The organism is Tenacibaculum litoreum (assembly GCF_964513915.1).
Taxonomy (GTDB): Bacteria; Bacteroidota; Bacteroidia; order Flavobacteriales; family Flavobacteriaceae; genus Polaribacter; species Polaribacter litoreum.
In genome coordinates this window covers 1-19,004 of the sequence record NZ_CAZEQS010000004.1, presented here as the reverse complement: position 1 = coordinate 19,004, position 19,004 = coordinate 1, and the positions used below count along the sequence as shown (strand labels likewise).

General features: G+C 31.2%; 4 protein-coding genes. All 4 read left to right on the top strand.

The genetic code is table 11. The features are described 5' to 3' along the window. The first annotated feature begins 5 nt into the window (after positions 1-5). Positions 6-3,113 carry an amino acid adenylation domain-containing protein gene (locus tag ACKTTR_RS11610; protein ID WP_408028015.1) on the top strand — a complete coding sequence of 1,036 codons (3,108 nt, stop codon included), beginning with the start codon at positions 6-8 and terminating at the stop codon, positions 3,111-3,113. A gap of 105 nt (positions 3,114-3,218) precedes the next feature. Beyond that, positions 3,219-5,759: an amino acid adenylation domain-containing protein gene (locus ACKTTR_RS11605; protein WP_408028014.1), complete on the top strand. Its 2,541-nt coding sequence runs from the start codon at positions 3,219-3,221 to the stop codon at positions 5,757-5,759. 59 nt (positions 5,760-5,818) lie between these two features. After that, entirely contained in the window at positions 5,819-15,622 is a 9,804-nt protein-coding gene (locus ACKTTR_RS11600) for an amino acid adenylation domain-containing protein (RefSeq protein WP_408028013.1), read from the top strand. Between the two features lie 76 nt (positions 15,623-15,698). Beyond that, positions 15,699-18,731: a non-ribosomal peptide synthetase gene (locus ACKTTR_RS11595; protein WP_408028012.1), complete on the top strand. Its 3,033-nt coding sequence runs from the start codon at positions 15,699-15,701 to the stop codon at positions 18,729-18,731. Positions 18,732-19,004: the final 273 nt, after the last annotated feature.

Below are 19,004 nucleotides of genomic sequence, written 5' to 3'. Positions count from 1 at the left end.
AACTTATGATTATTCAAGAAGCACTGTGTAAGAGCTTATTAACGAATAGCCAACAAATAGCTATTGAAGAAAATAGAAGTACCATTACTTATGCTGAATTATTAGATAAGGCCAATAAAATTACTGGATATTTACAACATAAAAATGTACCAGAAGGTGCCTATATCGGAATTCAAGCAACAACAGTAACCAATATGGTTAGTGCAATGCTAGGAATAATGAATGCTCGCTGTGTATTTGTACCTATGAATGCAGAATTACCAGAGAAACGATTGGCAGGCATGGTATCAAAATTAGAATTGTCTTATCTAGTAACAAATGATATAACGACCCTATCAAGGGTATACGAAACAGTTCCTAAAATAGACTTTAATACAGTTTATACAAAAACGTATGAGATAACAACACCTCAATACGATGCAGAAGACGCATTGTATGTTTATTTTACTTCAGGTTCTACTGGGGAGCCTAAAGGAATTATAGGTAAGAATAAAAGTTTACTTCAATTCCTACGATGGGAAACAAAAAAATTCACAATAAAAAAATCTGATAGATTTAGTCAATTTATAAGTCCATATTTCGATGCTTTTTTAAGAGATGCTTTTACTCCTTTATTGAATGGAGCAACGATTTGTGTACCTCCTAAAGAAGAAGATTTTTTCACTACAGAAAAAATGGTAAAATGGATAGATTCACAAGAAATTTCAATTATACATTGTGTACCTAGTATTTATAGGATATTTAATTCTAATAATCTTTCTTCTGAAAATTATGCAAAACTCAGATATGTACTTATGTCTGGTGAAAAGATCATTCCATACGAGTTGAACAAATGGTATGAGGTATTTGAAGATAGAATTAAATTAGTAAACCTTTATGGAACAACCGAAACAACCATGATTCGTTGTTGTTATGAGATACAGCCTTCAGATGTGTCTAAAGGAAAAGTACCTATTGGAAGTCCTATAGATGATACTGAAGTGTTAATTTTAGATAATAACCTTATGCCTTGTGGTTCTTTAGTATCAGGGCATCTTTATATTAGTTCACCTTATATCACTAAAGGGTATTTGAAAGACGAAGTACTTAATAAAGAAAAATTTATTGTTTTAAATGAAGGAACATTAGCAGAAAAAATAGCATTTAAAACAGGAGATCTCGCAAGAAGGCTTATAAATAACACAATAGAACTATTAGGTAGAACGGATAGACAAATTAAAATACGAGGAATTCGTATTGAAATTGATGAAATAGAAAATGTCTTAGTTGAAAGTCCACTGGTAGAAAATGTTGTGGTAACAAAAGATACAGCAAACGATGAGCAATTGATAGCATATTATATTAAGGAAAAGCTTTTTAAAGAAAAAGATGTTAAAGATGAGATTTATGACTATGTGAAAAATCACCTGCCAAATTATATGATTCCTTCATCACTTATTGAAGTTAATGAGTTTCCGTTACTTCCTAATGGAAAAATAGATTTTAAAACATTGATTTTGAATGAAGAAGAGAAAGTGACTGTCGCCCCTAAAAATGACTATGAATTAAGAATACTGAAGGTTTGGAAAACCATTTTAGGAGATAAAACTATTTCTGTAGATGAAAACTTTCAAAGTGCAGGAGGAAGTTCATTAACTTTAATGCGACTTATAGGGAAATTATATTCTGAATTTGGTGTTCGTATTACATTAAAAGACTTATTTAAAAATTTAACTATTCAAAAGCAAGCTCTTTTAATTTCTACCCTAAGTAAAGGTACAGAAAGTGTTTACTCAATAAATAAAGCAGAACATAAAGATTACTATAACTTATCTTCTTCGCAGAAAACAATTTATTATAACTATGAATTGAACAAACAAGGAATTGATTACAATATGCCTATGGTTTGGGAAATACTGTGGGATATTGAGGCAAAGAAAGTAGAAGAAACCATACAGAAGATAATTTTAAGACATGAAAGTTTGCGAACTTCATTCGCAATAAATGGACATACATTTGGGCAAAAAATACATGAAGAAATAGCTTTTCATTTAGAACAGAAGGAAATTAAAAAGGCAAACCTAGATAAAGAAATTGAGGCTTTTATTAAGCCATTTAACCTTAGTAACCCACCATTGTTACGAGCAGGTTTGTTTAAAACAGAAGATAGTTTTTACCTTATTGTAGACCTGCATCATATTGCCTCAGATGGGGTTTCTCAACAGGTACTTCACAAAGAGTTTATGACTTTATATATGAATGGAGAGCTAGCACCATTAAATTATACATATAAAGACTACGCTGAATGGGAAAACGAATTTAGAAGTCAAAAAGATTTTGAAGCATTAAAAGATTTTTGGTTACATAAATTTGAGGATGAAGTTCCTAAGTTAAATCTATTTTCAACTTTAGTACCAGAGAAAGAAGCTGACAAAGCAGGAGAGCATATAGAATTCAATATTGATAAGAAAGCAATTCAACGTTTTATAGAAGCGTTGTTTAATGAAAATATCACAATTTTTACAGGGATATTCGGAGCGTTACAATTATTATTATTAAAAGCTACAGGTCAAAAAGACATGGTAATAGGAATAACTTCCTCAGGAAGGGTTCAAGAAGAAACTGAAAATATAGTGGGGACTTTTGTAAATATGCTACCTATTAGACATTTCGTTTTAGAGGATTCTCCTTTTATAAATTATGCTTTGAAATTAAAAGAGTTTTTTATAGAAGCAACTAGTAAACAACAATATAGTTTAATTGATATCAAGGCAGAATTAAATAAACAAAAACAAGTACATAATAATAGAATGTTTGATGTTTTATTTAATTATCAAGATATGACAAAAGTTAACACATCTTCTGAAGAATATCCTATAAATTTTTATGAAATAAATACAAAAATTTCTAACTACCCTTTAGAAATAAAAGTCTTTGAAATGCCTGAAACTTTAAGCTTTAAATTCAAGTATGCAAAGAGCTATTTAGATAAAAAAGATGCTTTAGCATTGGTAAAAGAATTTAAATCTATACTGCTACAATTAGGAAACAATCCAAATGGAGAAATCCATACTTATACAAAGAAAGAGCTTGAGTTAAGTCAAATAATGGACGAAATCTCGTTCAACTTTTAAAAACAAAATATTTAAGTAAAATAAAAGTACGCTAACAATGAATTTTCATTGTTAGCGTAGAAAACTATATTTTATTTCTAAAACCTTTAAGGAATAATTACTACAATGAATACAAATAATTACTGGGAGAAACGATTAAAAGGTTTTGAGTTGGAAGCGTATTTCAATGAAGAAAACAAGGAAGAATTTTCAGAAGCAATAACGTATAAAGAAGATAAGATTTTTGCAGCAGAAGAACTGTTAAAATTACTAGATGATATAGCTCCTTCTGATAAAGCAAAATACATGGTTTTACTATCAGTTCTGGGAGTACTTATTCAAAAAATAACAAGTAAAAATGAAGCTCTTATTTGTACTCCTTTCTTTTCTTTAAAGGAAGAAAGTATGGTATTTAAGAAAACTATTCCAGTTAGAATTTCAAACACAAACAAATTAACATTGAAAGATTTGCTAATACAACTAACAAGTTGTTTAAAGGCCGATTTTGAGAATGAAAACTCTTTAACAGATGATGTTTGGAATAAAAAGTTGAATGCTACAAAAATCGGTATGTACTTAAAGCAAATACAAGTGGATAATTTTAGTCAATCGAATTATCCAGATTTGCAATTTATTTTTAGTGCAGACAACAAACTCTCTTTAGAAATTAAGTGTAATTCTGATTATTATAATTTTAATTATATAAGAGAAATAGCCAAGCGTTATTTTATATTATTAAAGACAATATTAGTAGAAAAGGATAAACAATTAAAAGATTGTTTGCTTACCACAGAGGAGGAGTTACAAGAATTAAAATTGTTTAATGAGCAGCCTGAAGAGCAAACCTATACCAAAAAATTAAATAAATTATTTGAAGAACAGGTTTCCAAGTCGCCTGAGGCTTTAGCGATAAAATATAAGGAAAGTGAGTTAACCTATGAAGAATTAAATGTTAAGGCAAATCAATTAGCAAATTACTTATTAAAACAAGGACTTCGCACCAATGAAATGGTAGGGGTATACTTAGATCGGTCTATAGAGACAATGATAGGACTATTAGGAATTTTAAAAGCAGGAGGTACATATCTTCCAATGTCTCCCCAGTTTCCAAAAGAAAGAGTTGATTATATACTACAGAAAGCAGGAGTTAAAATATTATTAACTCATCAAGAGCTTTTAAAAACTTCGTTTAGTTTTCGTGGAAAAGTATTGGATATAAATACGCCAGAAATAACAAAGGAGTCACTAAATAATATAGATTCGAATGCATCGGTAGAAGAGATAGCGTATTGTATTTTTACTTCAGGGTCTACAGGAACTCCTAAAGGGGTAATGGTATCTCATAAGAGCGTTATTAACCTAGTTAATGGACTTAAAGAAAAAGTATATCATAATTTAACAAACCACTTAAGAGTTGCAATGCTAGCTTCTCATGTTTTTGATGCATCTATTCAGCAAATATTTGGAGCATTATTACAAGGGCATAGTTTATATATAGCAAGCCAAGAAGAGTGTTCTGCGGGGAATAACTTATTAAACTTTTACGAGAAAAATAAAATTCAACTTTCCGACGGAACTCCAACACACTTTAGGTTATTAGTTAGAGAATTAGAGGAAGGCTATCAATTCAAAGATTTTAAAGTTTGGATATTAGCAGGAGAAGAGCTTCCTAAAAAAGTAATAGCACACTTTTTCAAAAAAGTAAATGGAGAAATGCAAATTTTTAATATGTACGGTCCAACAGAAACTTGTGTTGATTCTACGTATTATCCATTAACTAAAAAAGATATAGAAAAACAATCATTTATTCCTATAGGAAAACCATTACCTAATGAACGCGTATATGTTACTGATACATATGGAAATTTAATGCCAATTGGAATTATAGGAGAGCTTATAATTGCCGGAGATGGTGTAGCACATGGATATCTCAAAGAAGAAAAACTTACGGGAGAAAAGTTTAGAAAAAATTGGATTAGAGGAGAAGAAAAAGTATATAAAACAGGAGATCTAGGTATGTGGTTACCAAATGGTAATCTTAAATTCGTAGGAAGAAAGGATAATCAAATAAAACTTAGAGGTTATAGAATAGAGTTTGGGGATATAGAAAATAGCATTTTAAGTTTTCATGCGGTAAAAGAAGTAGTTGTTGATCTTAGAGAATATAAAAACGAACCTTGTTTGGTAGCGTATTATGTTTTAAAGGAAAATAATAATATGCGTAATATAAGAGATTTTTTATCAAACAAGTTACCAGAGTATATGATTCCTTCTTATTATGTTGAATTGAAAGAATTGCCATTGACAACCAGTGGTAAATTAAATAAAAAAATACTTCCAGACCCAGAGATAAATGTAACTGAAGAGCATAAGCTTCCAGAAAATAAGACAGAAGAGAAGTTGCTAACTATCTGGTCAGAAATTCTAAGTCTAGAGAAAGAAAAAATTAGTACAGATGCTTCCTTTCTTACTTTAGGAGGCCATTCTCTAATGGCAATACAAATAGCCAATAATATCAAAAAAAACTTTGAAGTACCAATTACGTTGGTTGAAATATTTCAACAGGCAACTATACAACAACAAGCAAAATTTATAGAGGCTAAACAATGGCTTAAAGAAAGCTCATCAACTATGTCAGAAGAGTCAAAACTTGAAATTGATATATAGCTTTTTACTCCAATTAAACTACCTATTAAAATACCAAATAAACACTTTACCTAATTATTATGGAAGAACTGATTTTAAAACTAAAACAAGAAAACATAGATATACGTGTTGTTAACGATAACTTAAAAATAAGTGTACCGAAAACTTTTTCTAATAATTCTTTAATAGAAGAAATAAAGGCTAATAAAGCTGAGTTAATGGCCTATGTAAATAGTATTCAAGAGAAAAAAGCAGAGGTATTTAGTATTCCCAAGGGTACAGAAGAAAAGATATTTAACCTTACTTCTGCTCAAATGCGTATGTTTATTTCAGATGATCTAACTGGAGATTCATTGGTATATAATTTACCACAAGCTTATGAAATTCATGGAGAGTTCGATAAATTGAAGTTATCAACAGCATTTAAAAACTTAATTAATCGCCATGAAAGTTTAAGAACTGTTTTTAGTTTAGATTCAGCACACAACCCTCAGCAAGAAATTTTAGAAACAGTTAATTTTGAGGTAGAATATTACGAAGCTTCTTTAGCAGAAGTAGGAGGTATAATAGAAAAATTTGTAAGATCTTTTGACCTTTCAGAAGGACCCCTATTGCGTGTAGGTTTAATTACAATTAATTCAAACCTACATATATTGTTGGTAGACTTACATCATATTATTTCAGATGGTACTTCGCAAGAGGTTCTAATTCATGATTTCATACAGTTATATAAAGGGGATAATCTTCCAAAGGTAGCTATCAGATACAGAGATTACCTCAATTGGTATTTAAGTGAAGAGAATCAACAGTCAATAGCCTCTCAACGAGATTTTTGGAGAAATGATTTTTCAGGTACTCTGCCCTTGCTTAACCTTCCTACAGATCTTACTAGACCAACAGAAAAGACGTATAGAGGAGGAACCTATTATTTTAAAATATCAAAAGAAGAAGCAGCCTCATTAAAAGGGCTTGCCAAGCAGTATAATACTTCATTATTTTCAGTGCTATTATCAGCTTATAGTATCTTATTATCTAAATTGAGTAATCAAGAAGATATTATTATAGGAACTCCAGTTGCTGGAAGAACACATGCAGATTTGCAAAAAATAATAGGTGTGTTTGTTAATACCTTAGCATTACGTTTGTTTCCTCAACAAGAAAAAAGCTTTAAAGATTATCTTAGTGAAGTATCTAACAAAACAATACGTTGTTTTGATAACCAGTCTTATCCTTATGAACGTTTGGTTGATGATTTAGGGTTAGAAAGAAACCCTGCCCATAACCCGTTATTTGATACATTATTTATTCTTCAGAATATAGAAAAAGACACTTCGGAAATAGATTCATTACAAATAAAATTATATGAGCACAAGCATTATAATACCTCAAAAGTAGATCTTAGTTTATTTGCTTTTGAAGGAGATGAAGGACTATTATTTAAATTTGAATATGCTTTAGATTTATTTACAGAGCAAACAATAAAAGAATTTTCTCAGTACTTTAAAAAGATCATTAATCAAGTAACGACTAATACTTCAATTAAAGTATCTGAGGTAGCCTTACTATCAGGGACAGAAAGTATTGAACTTATAAAAGAAAGTACTGGAGAATCGAAACATTTTTTTGATGAAAAAACAATTATCTCACTATTTGAAAACCAAGCTTTAAAATTTCCAGAAGCTACAGCTTTGGCATCAGGTACGGAAACTTTAACCTACAAAGAGTTAAATGAACGTTCTAATCAATTAGCACATAAACTACAAGCATTAGGAGTAGGTAAAGGTGTTTTAGTAGGACTTTTACTAGATAAAAGTATAGAGGCTGTTATAAGTCTTTTGGCAGTATTAAAGGCAGGAGGAGCTTACTTACCAATAGATGTAGATTATCCAGAGGATAGAATAAAATATATTATAAAAGACAGTAATATAAAAGTAGTAATAACCACTAGTACCAATACTACTGAGATAGCGCAACCTAAAACAGTTTTATTCATAGACGAATTCAAAGAAAGTGATTGGTCTAAAGAGTTACCTAAAAGAGAAGAAGCGTTATCTGACCTTTGTTATGTGATTTATACATCTGGTTCAACAGGAAAACCAAAGGGAGTAATGATTAACCATAGCTCATTATTAAATTATATTGGATGGGCATCTGAACATTATGTACATGGAGAACCTACAACATTCCCTCTATATACTTCTTTTTCTTTCGATCTTACTGTAACGTCAATTTTTATTCCTCTTGTTACAGGAGGAAAGGTGTTAATTTATAAAGATGTCGAAGAGGAGGCAACCATAGAGTCAATTATTCTTGATAATAAAGTTGATACTATCAAGTTAACACCGTCTCATTTAAAAATTATAAATATAAGTGATAAACTATCAAAAAGCTTAGCAACCAGTAACATAAAAAGACTTATTGTTGGAGGAGAGGAACTTACATATCAATTGGCAAAAGATATCGATAGTAAATTTGGAGGTAGTGTGAAAATTTATAATGAATATGGACCAACTGAGACAACTGTTGGCTGTATGGTTTATGAGTTTAATGCAGATAAAAAATCTGTTTCAGTTCCTATAGGTAAAGCTATTGCTAACATGAGTACTTATGTGTTGGATAGCAATTTGAAACCTGTTCCTAAAGGAGTTGTTGGTGAACTTTACATATCGGGAAAAGGAGTAGGACTCGGATATTTAAATAAAAAGGAACTTTCTGCACAAAGGTTTATTCCAAGTACCGTTTCAGAAGGAACTTACATGTATAAATCAGGAGACTTAGCAATGTGGTCAAGAGATGGAGAAATGATATTTAAAGGACGTATTGATGATCAGGTAAAAATTAGAGGTTTTAGAATAGAATTAGGAGAAATAGAATTCCAAATAATGGAGCATAACTTTATAGACCAAGTTGCTCTTATGGTTAGAGGAAGTAATAAAGAAACTGATCAAAATTTATGTGCTTATTATGTTGCAAAAACTCAAATATCAGCAGAAGAGTTAAGAGAATTTTTATCAGAGAAGCTACCAAGATATATGGTGCCAACTCTTTTTGTTCAAGTAGATGCTATTCCTTTAACTTCAAATGATAAGGTTGATTATGGTAAGCTTCCTGACCCGATAAAAATGATCGGAGAAAGTTATATGGCTCCAGAAAATTATCAAGAGGAAATTATGGTAAATATTTGGTCAGATGTATTATCACAATCCAAAATAGGAACGAATGATAATTTTTTTGGGTTGGGAGGAGATTCTATACGAGCAATAGGAATTATTTCAAAAATTAATAAAAAATTTAAGTGTTCGCTAACAGTTGCAGATTTGCATTCTCATCAAACAATTAAAGAGCTAAGTTTACTTTTAGACAAGAAAGAGGATGAAAAGAACAGAAAGTTTCTAGCACAAGCAGAATTAGAACTATCAACTTTTCAGCAAGAATACAAACAGCACAACCGTTTTTTAGACAACTATGAGGAAGTATTTCCTATGAATGGGGTAGAAAAGGGAATGGTTTTTTATTCAATGAAAGATGTTGATAGACACGTCTATCACATTCAAAAAGTATATCCTATACCGTATGAGAATTTTGATTTAAATACTTTTAAAAAAACGGTAAAACTGGTTTTAGAAAAGCACGATGCACTACGTAAAATTTACGACCTTAAAAATTTTGCCCATATTGTTTTAAAAGAAGTATCTCCAGAAATAAACTATATGGATATTTCAAACGAGAAATTATCTTACAAGGAAAAGTACAAGATTGTAGAAGAGAAGATGTATGAAGAGCGTTACAAGGAAATTGTTCTTTCCATGTCACTTCTATGGCGTATAAACATTATAAAAGTAAAAGAAGGTTTTCATTTACTTATGTTTAATTCCCATCACTCTTTGTTTGATGGGTGGAGTTTATCATCTTTCATATCAGAGCTTTATAGTGTGTATTTTAGTTTGGTTGAAGATAAAAACTACATTCCTAGAAAATTACAAAGTAGCTACAAAGATCATATTATAGAAGAACTTTCTGCTGTAAGTAAAGCATCGAGTGTATCTTACTGGAAGCAAGAACTAGCGGGTTACCAACGTTTAGAATTTCCAAGTACAGGATTGAAACATGAATACAAAATGAATCAATTCGATTTGGGTACAGAAATGAGGAGTTCATTAGAACGCATAGCCGTTAAATATGGAACAAGTTTCAAACATCTCACGTTTGCCGCTTATATTTATACAATGCGTATGCTAACCTACGCTAATGATATTACTGTAGGTATTGTTACTAATAACCGTCCTTTAACCATAGATGGAGAGCAGTTACTAGGATGTTTTGTAAATACAATTCCTTTTCGAGCTAAAGTGCCTTCAAACTGTACTTGGAGTGAATATATAATGCTTGTAGAACAAAAGCTAAGAGAATTAAAATATCATGAGAAAATGCCTTTTTATAAGGTTTTAGAAGCTGTTGGGGAAGAAAGTCAAGAAAGTAATCCTATTTTTGATACATCATTTAACTTCACAGATTTTAGAGTTTTAGAAGGGTTAATGAATGATGATGAAGTAGAACATACTGAAAAATTAGGGTATGTTTTCGAAAGTTTTATGAATAATAATACGCTTTTCGATTTTAATATTAATGCAGAATCAAAAGGGTTTCTATTAACTATTTGTTACTCTACAACAGTACTAGATGAACTTCTTTCAGAACGCTTATTTTTATATTATAAAAACATATTGCACCAATTTATTTCTCATGCAGATGACCTAATTGATAAAAATACGATTCTACCTAAAGAAGAAAAAGAATACTTATTATCTGTTAATGATTATGTAGATAGTGATATTGAATACCCTAAGGAAAAGACACTTGTGTCTATTTTTGAAGAGCAAGTTTCTTTACATCCAAAAAATACAGCCATAGTTTTTGAAGATGAAGCTCTGTCATACGAAGAGGTAAATATGTTAGCTAATAAAGTAGCATATTCATTATTAGAAAAAGGAGTTGTGAGAGGTGATAAGGTTGGTTTATATATGGAGAAAAGCCATCATGCAATCATTACAATATTAGGAATTTTAAAAGCAGGAGGCTGTTATATACCTATAGATGTAAATTACCCTTTAAATCGTACTAGCTATATTTTAGAGGATAGCGAACTAAACTTAGTAGTTACAAAATTAGAACATGCCTCGGTAATTGCAGAAAAGTGTGACGTTGTTGTATGGGATACCATAATAAATTTTAGTGAGCCAGTTGCTAATCCTAAGCATGTTAATTCTCCAGATGATCTTTGTTACACCCTTTATACATCGGGTACTACAGGAAAACCTAAAGGAGTAATGTTAGAGCATAAAAATGTAATAAGGCTGTTGATAAATAATAAGTTACAGTTCGAGTTTAGCAAGGAAGATGTATGGACTATGTTTCATAATCACTGTTTTGATTTTAGTGTTTGGGAAATGTATGGAGCATTATTGTACGGAGGAAAACTAATCGTACTTTCTTCACAAGAAACAAAGGATCCGACTATTTGTTTGGAAAAAGTTTTAGCGCATAAAGTAACCGTTTTAAGTCAAACACCTACTGCTTTTTATAGTTTTATAAAAGCTTGTGAATCGTCAAAAAAAGTGGCATTAAGCCTTCGTTATGTTGTTTTTGGAGGAGAAGCATTAACTCCTTCAAAATTGAGTTCTTGGAATACAACACATCCAGCTACAAGACTTATTAACATGTATGGTATAACAGAAGTTACTGTTCATGCATCATTCAAAGAAATTAAAGAGGCTGAGATGCTTAAAAGAACAAGTAATATAGGACAATCCATACCAACAACACTCATGTACTTGTTTGATAGTGATCAAAACTTGGTACCTCAAGGGGTAACAGGTGAAATTTATGTGGGAGGTTTAGGAGTTGCTAGAGGTTATATGAATAAAAAAGAATTGACCAATGAGCGTTTTATAAAAAATCCTTATAAAGCTAATGATACATTATATCGTTCTGGTGATTTGGCACGATTAGAGGAAAATGGAGAGTTATCATATATCGGAAGAACAGACCATCAAGTACAGTTAAAAGGACATAGAATTGAGCTCAGTGAAATAGAGTATCAATTGACAGAACATGAGGAAATAACAGATGCATTTGTAATTATGAAAGAAACACAAGGAGATACGTTTTTATGTGCTTACTTTCTTGCAAAAAAACAAATAGATGTAGAGAAGCTCAGACAATACCTTAACCAACGAGTTCCTGGATACATGGTGCCTTCTTATTTTATGCAGATTGATGAGATTCCACAAACACATAATAATAAAATAGATGTAAGAAAATTGCCAGAACCAAAGATTTCATTACAAGCTAGTTATAAAGCTCCTTCTAATAATGTTGAAAGAATAATTGTAGAAGTTTGGCAGCAAATATTAGCTGTGGAAAAAGTAGGGGTTAATGATAATTACTTTAGTCTAGGTGGTGATTCTTTAAAAGCAATAGGATTAATTTTTGAAATTAATAAGTTATTACAGTCTTCTTTAAATATTGCTGATTTATATACTCATCAAACGGTTTTAGAATTATCAAAAGCGGTATTAGAAGTAGACCATAAAGAACAAGAAGAAGCATTGAAATTAGCAATAGAAGAATTAGATTCGTTTCAAGAAGATTATAAATCTCGTAATACATTTTTAGAATCGTATGAAGAGGTGTATCCAATGAATGGAATAGAAAAAGGAATGGTGTTTCATTCTCTAAAGCGAAACTCTGACGATATTCATGAAATTCTTTATCATGAACAAAATATTTATCCTTTTCCTTTCAAAGACTTCAACTTTGAAGTTTTTAAACAAGCACTTAATCTTTTAATAAAAAAGCATGATACTCTAAGAAAAGTATTTGATTTAGAGTACTTTGCTCATATTGTGAAGAAAGAGATTACTCCTGAGGTTAATTTTGTAGATATTAGAGAGCTATCAACAGAAGAACAGGAAAATTATATTCATAATAAGATGCAGGAAGAAAGAGTAAAAGCAACAAAATTATCTTTTTCTGTTTTGTGGAGAATGAATATCATAAAGATAAAAGATGATTTCCAATTCTTACTTTTTGATTTGCACCATTCTTTATTTGATGGATGGAGTTTATCTTCCTTCATGACTGAGCTTAACAATACATATTTTCAATTGTTAAAAGACCCAACATTTGTTCCTGAAAATTTAAAAAGTACATACAAAGATCAAATTTTAGGAGAAATGGTAGCAATAGAGAGTACAGCTAGTCAGCACTATTGGAAAGAAGAACTTGAAGATTATACTCGCTTACAATTTGAACCTACAGGATTACCTCATGAATACAAGCATAACAAGTATGATATGGGAGTTGCTCTAAGACAACAATTGGAAGAAGTAGCAAAAGAACACAATACAAGTTTTAAACATTTGTGTTTTGCCGCTTATGTTTACACAATGAAAATGTTGAGTTATAGCAACGATATTACTGTAGGAATTATAACAAATAATAGACCTCTTGTTCCTGATGGTGAAGAATTATTAGGGTGTTTTTTAAATACGGTTCCTTTCAGAGCACAGTTCAAAGAAGAAATGACTTGGAAAGACTATATCAACTTTATTGAACAAAAATTAAGAGTGTTAAAGCACCATGAACGTATGCCTTTTTATAAGATTTTGGATACAATTGGTGAGCATAGTCAAGAAAACAATTCTATATATGATACATCATTCAACTATATTGATTTTAGAGTCTTTAATGATATGATTGAAGATGAAGAAAGCAAAGGAAAAGAAGATGTAGAATTAGGTTTTGATAACTATATGAATGAGAATACATTGTTGAATTTCTCTATGTTTGCTCATAATCAAGGGTTTAAATTGGTGTTGACCTATTCAACGAGTATTGTAGATACCTATTTATTAGAGCAATTACGAACACATTTTACGAATGTATTACAAATGTTTATAAGTAATATTAATGCTCCAATGTCTAATAATAGTATTGTTTGTAAAAAAGAAAAAGAACAATTACTTACTGCGTTTAATGATACAAAACTTGCGATTGATAATGAAGCAACATTAATGTCTTTATTTGAAGATCAAGTATTAAAAACGCCTAATAAAGAAGCAATTCGTTATAAAGAAGAAACGCTTACTTATAAAGAATTAAATCAAAAAGCTAATCAAGTAGCGGTATATTTAACTCAAGAGAAAGGAGTAAAAAGAGGAGATGTAATAGGGATATATCTTGATAGAGAATTAGATTTAATTCCAATACTTTATGGGATATTAAAAACTGGGGCAGCTTATTTACCGCTAGATATAAAACACCCTAATGAACGAATAGTTTCTATTATTGAAGATTCAGGACTTAACCTTATCATTACAAGAAATGAGTATGTAAAAGACATAAGTGAACCTAGCATAAATATGGTAAGCTTAGAGAAGGATTTACAAACGATTTATGAGCAAGACAATAGCTTTGAGGATCAGTCTGTTCCAGAAGGGATGTCTTATATTATTTATACATCCGGGTCAACAGGAAAACCAAAGGGAGTAATGATATCCCATCAATCTGTGGTGAATTTACTTTCGGCAATGAACCATAAGTATCCAATTACAGAGGAAGATTCTTATTTATTACAAACGAATTATTCTTTTGATGTATCTATTTCGGAAATATTTGGATGGTATAAAGAAGGAGGTTCATTAACAATACTTCCAAGGGCAGAGAGTAAAGAACCAGCAAAAATTATTAAAATTATAGCCGAACATAAAGTTACTCACATAAACTTTGGACCTTCATTGTTTTCGGTATTCTTAGATGAGGTAGAAAATATAGGAATAGAAAATATTAAAAGTCTTAAATATATTTTCTTAGCAGGAGAGGCTCTTCCCGTAAATTTAGTAGAAAGGTTTAATAGTTTGAACACTGAGATAGCTTTAGAAAACATATATGGTCCAACTGAAGGAACCATATATAGTACGTGGTATTCTACTGCAGATATGAAAGAAGGAAGTACCTCCGTGTCTATAGGAACCCCATTGTTTAATGTAAATGTTTATGTATTAGATAAACAAAATGCTATTCAACCAATAGGTACCCCTGGAGAGCTTTGTATTTCAGGAAAAGGATTGGCCTTAGGATACCTAAATAGAAAAGATTTAACGAAAGAACGTTTTGTAGAAAACCCTTTTATAAATGGAGGGCAAATGTATAAAACAGGCGATCTTGTTTTATGGCAACAAGATGGAAATATAAAGTTTCTAGGAAGAATTGATGATCAGGTTAAGATACGAGGGAATAGAGTAGAGCTGGGAGAAATTGAAGCAACGTTAAATACTTTTCCTGAAGTAAGACAATCATTAGTTTTGGTTAAGAAACAAAACGGAGATGAACAATTGATAGCTTATATAAAAGGAAATTTAATAGATGTTGATAAGGTTAAAAATAACCTTACAATGAAGCTTCCTGATTATATGATTCCAGAATCATTTGTAGTTTTAGAAGAATTTCCAATAACAGTTAGTGGTAAAATTGATAAAAAATCTCTGCCAGAACCAAATGCTCAATTAACTAATACATATTCACCACCTCAAACAGATTTAGAAAAAGAACTTGTTCAAATTTGGGAAGAAATACTTGGTGTTGAAAAGATAGGTATTCATGATGATGTTTTTAAACTAGGAGCTAACTCACTTCGTATAATGAAATTTATAGCAAGAATTCGTAGAGTTTTAGATTTAGATGTTCCTTTTAATACAGTCTTTAAATATGGAACAATAAATGAGCTTGCTAAAGTTTTAAATCTAGCCATAGAAGAAAAAGACAATGAGGATGATATGGAAGATTTCTCTCTAACTGAAAATTTTGAAGAAGGAGTACTGTAAGACCTTCAAACAATTGAATAGAATACACTCTTATTCTAAATAAGAGTGTATTTAACTATTAACACTAATTATCACTATGGAAAGCAATATAGTTCTTGATATTATTCATAAAGCTAAAGAGAATGGAATAAAACTCTTTGTAGATAATGGAGAATTAAAGTTTCGTAAAAAGAAAGATACAACAATCCCTGCATCAATATTGAATGATATACGGTCTAATAAAGAAAATATTATTCAATTTTTTATGGATGATATCTCTGAAATAAAACAAGATCAGAATCATGCCATAAAAGTAGGAACTCGTCCTAGCAAAATTCCATTATCTTTTTCTCAAGAACGACTTTGGTTTATTGATAAGCTCCAAGGAACATTGAATTATCATATGCCTATCATTCTACGTTTTAAAGAAGAAATAAATGTAGAAGGTATTGAGTATGCTTTCAAAAAACTGATAAATAGACATGAAATATTGAGAACAGTTCTTAAAGAAGAAGAAGGTGTTGGTTATCAGGAAGTAATGGGAGCAGATGATTTTGAGATTTCATATGTAAGTACTCAAGAAGTTCAGCTTGAAAGTTTGATTAAAGACTTGATGAAAAAGCCATTTCAACTAGATTCAGACTACATGTTAAGAGCCAATGTCCTTCACATTGATCAAAAAGACTACATGTTGGTTTTAATCATGCACCATATAGCATCTGATGGTTGGTCAATGGTAGTACTAGCTAATGAAATGCAAGCTTTTTATAAAGAGTATACAGAAGGTGTTTCTTTTAAGTTTAAAGAGCTTCCTATTCAATATGCAGACTATGCTATTTGGCAGAGAAATTATTTGAAAGATGATATATTGGAGGAAAGATTAAAGTTTTGGGAAAGAAGCTTGTCTAACTTAGAACCATTATCGCTTCCTACCGATTTTCCAAGACCCTTAATACAAAGTACGAGAGGAGATCATCATAAATTTCAATTAGATAAGGAAACTACTGAAAAGCTAGTAGCATTGTCTAAACAGCATGGAGGAACACTTTTCATTATTTTATTATCAATCTATAAAATATTATTGCATCGTTATACAGGACAAAAAAGTATATGTGTAGGTACTCCGGTTGCCAATCGTTCTCAAGAAGAAATAGCAGATTTAATAGGCTTTTTTGTAAATAGTATTGCTTTAAAAAGTGATATTGATGAAAACACTACATATGAAGATTACCTAAAAAAACTAACAAGTCAAGTTCTTACATCGTTTAAGTACCAAGATGTACCTTTTGAAAAAGTAGTTCAGCGTGTAGAAAAAGAAAGAGATCAAAGTCGTACTTCATTGTTTCAAGTTATGTTAACACTTCAAGAAGAAGAAGAAAGTGATTTTGAGAGTGAAGTAGGTATGGAAAGCGATAAGGTGCTTGGTTATAACAACCAATTTGCTTCTCTTTTGTATGATTTAGATTTAACAGCATTAAAATGGGATAAAGGACTCTTGTTTAATATTACTTTTTCAACCGACTTGTTTGATAAAGCAACTATTATAAGGTTTGGAGAACATTTTAAAGAACTAACAAAATCAATTTTATCAGCCCCTAATAAGTCAATAGGGGAGTTAAATATTGTTACAAAAGAGGAAAAGAACGAGTTAATAAAAGACTTGGGAGAAGGAGTTAGTACTATTGTGTATGAAGAAGCTTCCGTATTAGAATTATTTAAAAAACAAGAAAAGCAACACCCAGATAACATAGCTGTAATCTGTGAAGAAGAGGTTTTAAGTTATAAAGAATTAGGGAGGAAATCTAGTGTTTTAGCATTATACCTTAAACAGAAAGGTGTAGAAAAAGGAACTATTTTACCCGTTTATGTAGAGAAAAGCCCTCAAGCGTTGATATATATGCTTGGAATATTGAAAGCAGGTGGAGTTTTTGCTCCTATTAATAAAATGCTTCCAAGTGAAAGAATAGAAGCGATTTTAGAGGAGTTAAAAGCGCCTTGGGTATTGTCGACTAAAGACTGTGTAAATCAACTACCAGAAAGTTTTCAAGCATTTGTCATTGATGAGGACTTTGAGAAACATGTTAACAAGAAACTTGAAGTAACAGAAAGACTAGAAGAAGTTGCCAAAGATGATTTAGCATATATCATTTATACGTCCGGGACTACAGGAAAATCGAAAGGAGTAAAAGTAACTCATGGAGCACTTTGTGAAAAAGCATATATGTGGAAGGAGTTGTATAAAGTAGATGAAAATACAAAGCTGTTACAAATGGCAAATTTCTCATTTGATGTATTCATAGGAGATTTTTGTAGAGCATTACTTTTTGGAGGACAAATGGTATTGTGCAAAGTGGAAGATTTTATACCAGAACGACTTAATGAACAAATTAAGAAGTTTAACATCAATATTGTAGAGTTTACACCAGGGGTTTTAGTTCCCTTTTTAGAGTTTGCTGATAGAAACAAATTAAACATTTCAAGCTTAGAGACGGTAATTATTGGTTCTGATATTTTAAGCTTGAATGATGCAAAAGGTCTGCAAGAAAAGTATGGAAATAAAATTAAGATTTATAATAGTTATGGAGTTACGGAGGCAACGATAGATTCTACGTGCTTACTTTTAAATGACTATAATTTAAATCAAAAAAGTAATGTTCCAATTGGGTACCCCTTATCCAATACCCATATTTACATATTAGATACTAGTGGGAATTTAGTACCTAAAGGTTCAATAGGAGAACTTTATATAGGGGGCTTAGGGGTTGCTAAAGGATATTTAAACAGGCCAGAGCTAACTGCTGAACGTTTTATAAAGAACCCGTTCAGAGCAGGGGAAACGATGTATCGTACCGGAGATTTAGCGAGATGGTTGTCAGATGGTACAATAGAATTTATAGGCAGAAAAGACACGCAGGTTAAAATTCGAGGATACCGTATAGAGTTAGGAGAGATCATCAATCAGGTAGAATCTTACTCAAAGGTAGTACAGAGTGTAGTTCAGGTACAAGGAGCAGAAAATGACAAGTACCTAGTTTGTTATTACACGAGTCCAGCAGGGATAGAGTCGAGAGAGTTACAGGCCAACACCAACCACTGTGTGAAACAAATCGCACTAACCTATTACACCTAATTTCGCTATAACAGTTTTTCTATCTCTGACCCCAGTTTGCATTTACTATGACCATAATGGGAATTAACCATACCCATGTATAACCCTCTTCACACAACCCCTACCCTACCAACCCCACCCCCCATTCTAATTCCAGCTGCCTCTTCACCTTATTAGATTACCAACCCTTATGTCACTGCTATTAAAAATCACCTTGGCTTCCCTCAAACTCACGCGTCTCTCTTTCACTTGAGAAAGTTTTATAATTAGACTGCTTCTATTGACTCCCTTCGG

Coding starts and splice junctions, on each gene's coding strand:
- ACKTTR_RS11610 (WP_408028015.1), top strand. CDS start 6: ATGATTATTCAAGAAGCACTGTGTAAGAGCTTATTAACGAATAGCCAA.
- ACKTTR_RS11605 (WP_408028014.1), top strand. CDS start 3,219: ATGAATACAAATAATTACTGGGAGAAACGATTAAAAGGTTTTGAGTTG.
- ACKTTR_RS11595 (WP_408028012.1), top strand. CDS start 15,699: ATGGAAAGCAATATAGTTCTTGATATTATTCATAAAGCTAAAGAGAAT.
- ACKTTR_RS11600 (WP_408028013.1), top strand. CDS start 5,819: ATGGAAGAACTGATTTTAAAACTAAAACAAGAAAACATAGATATACGT.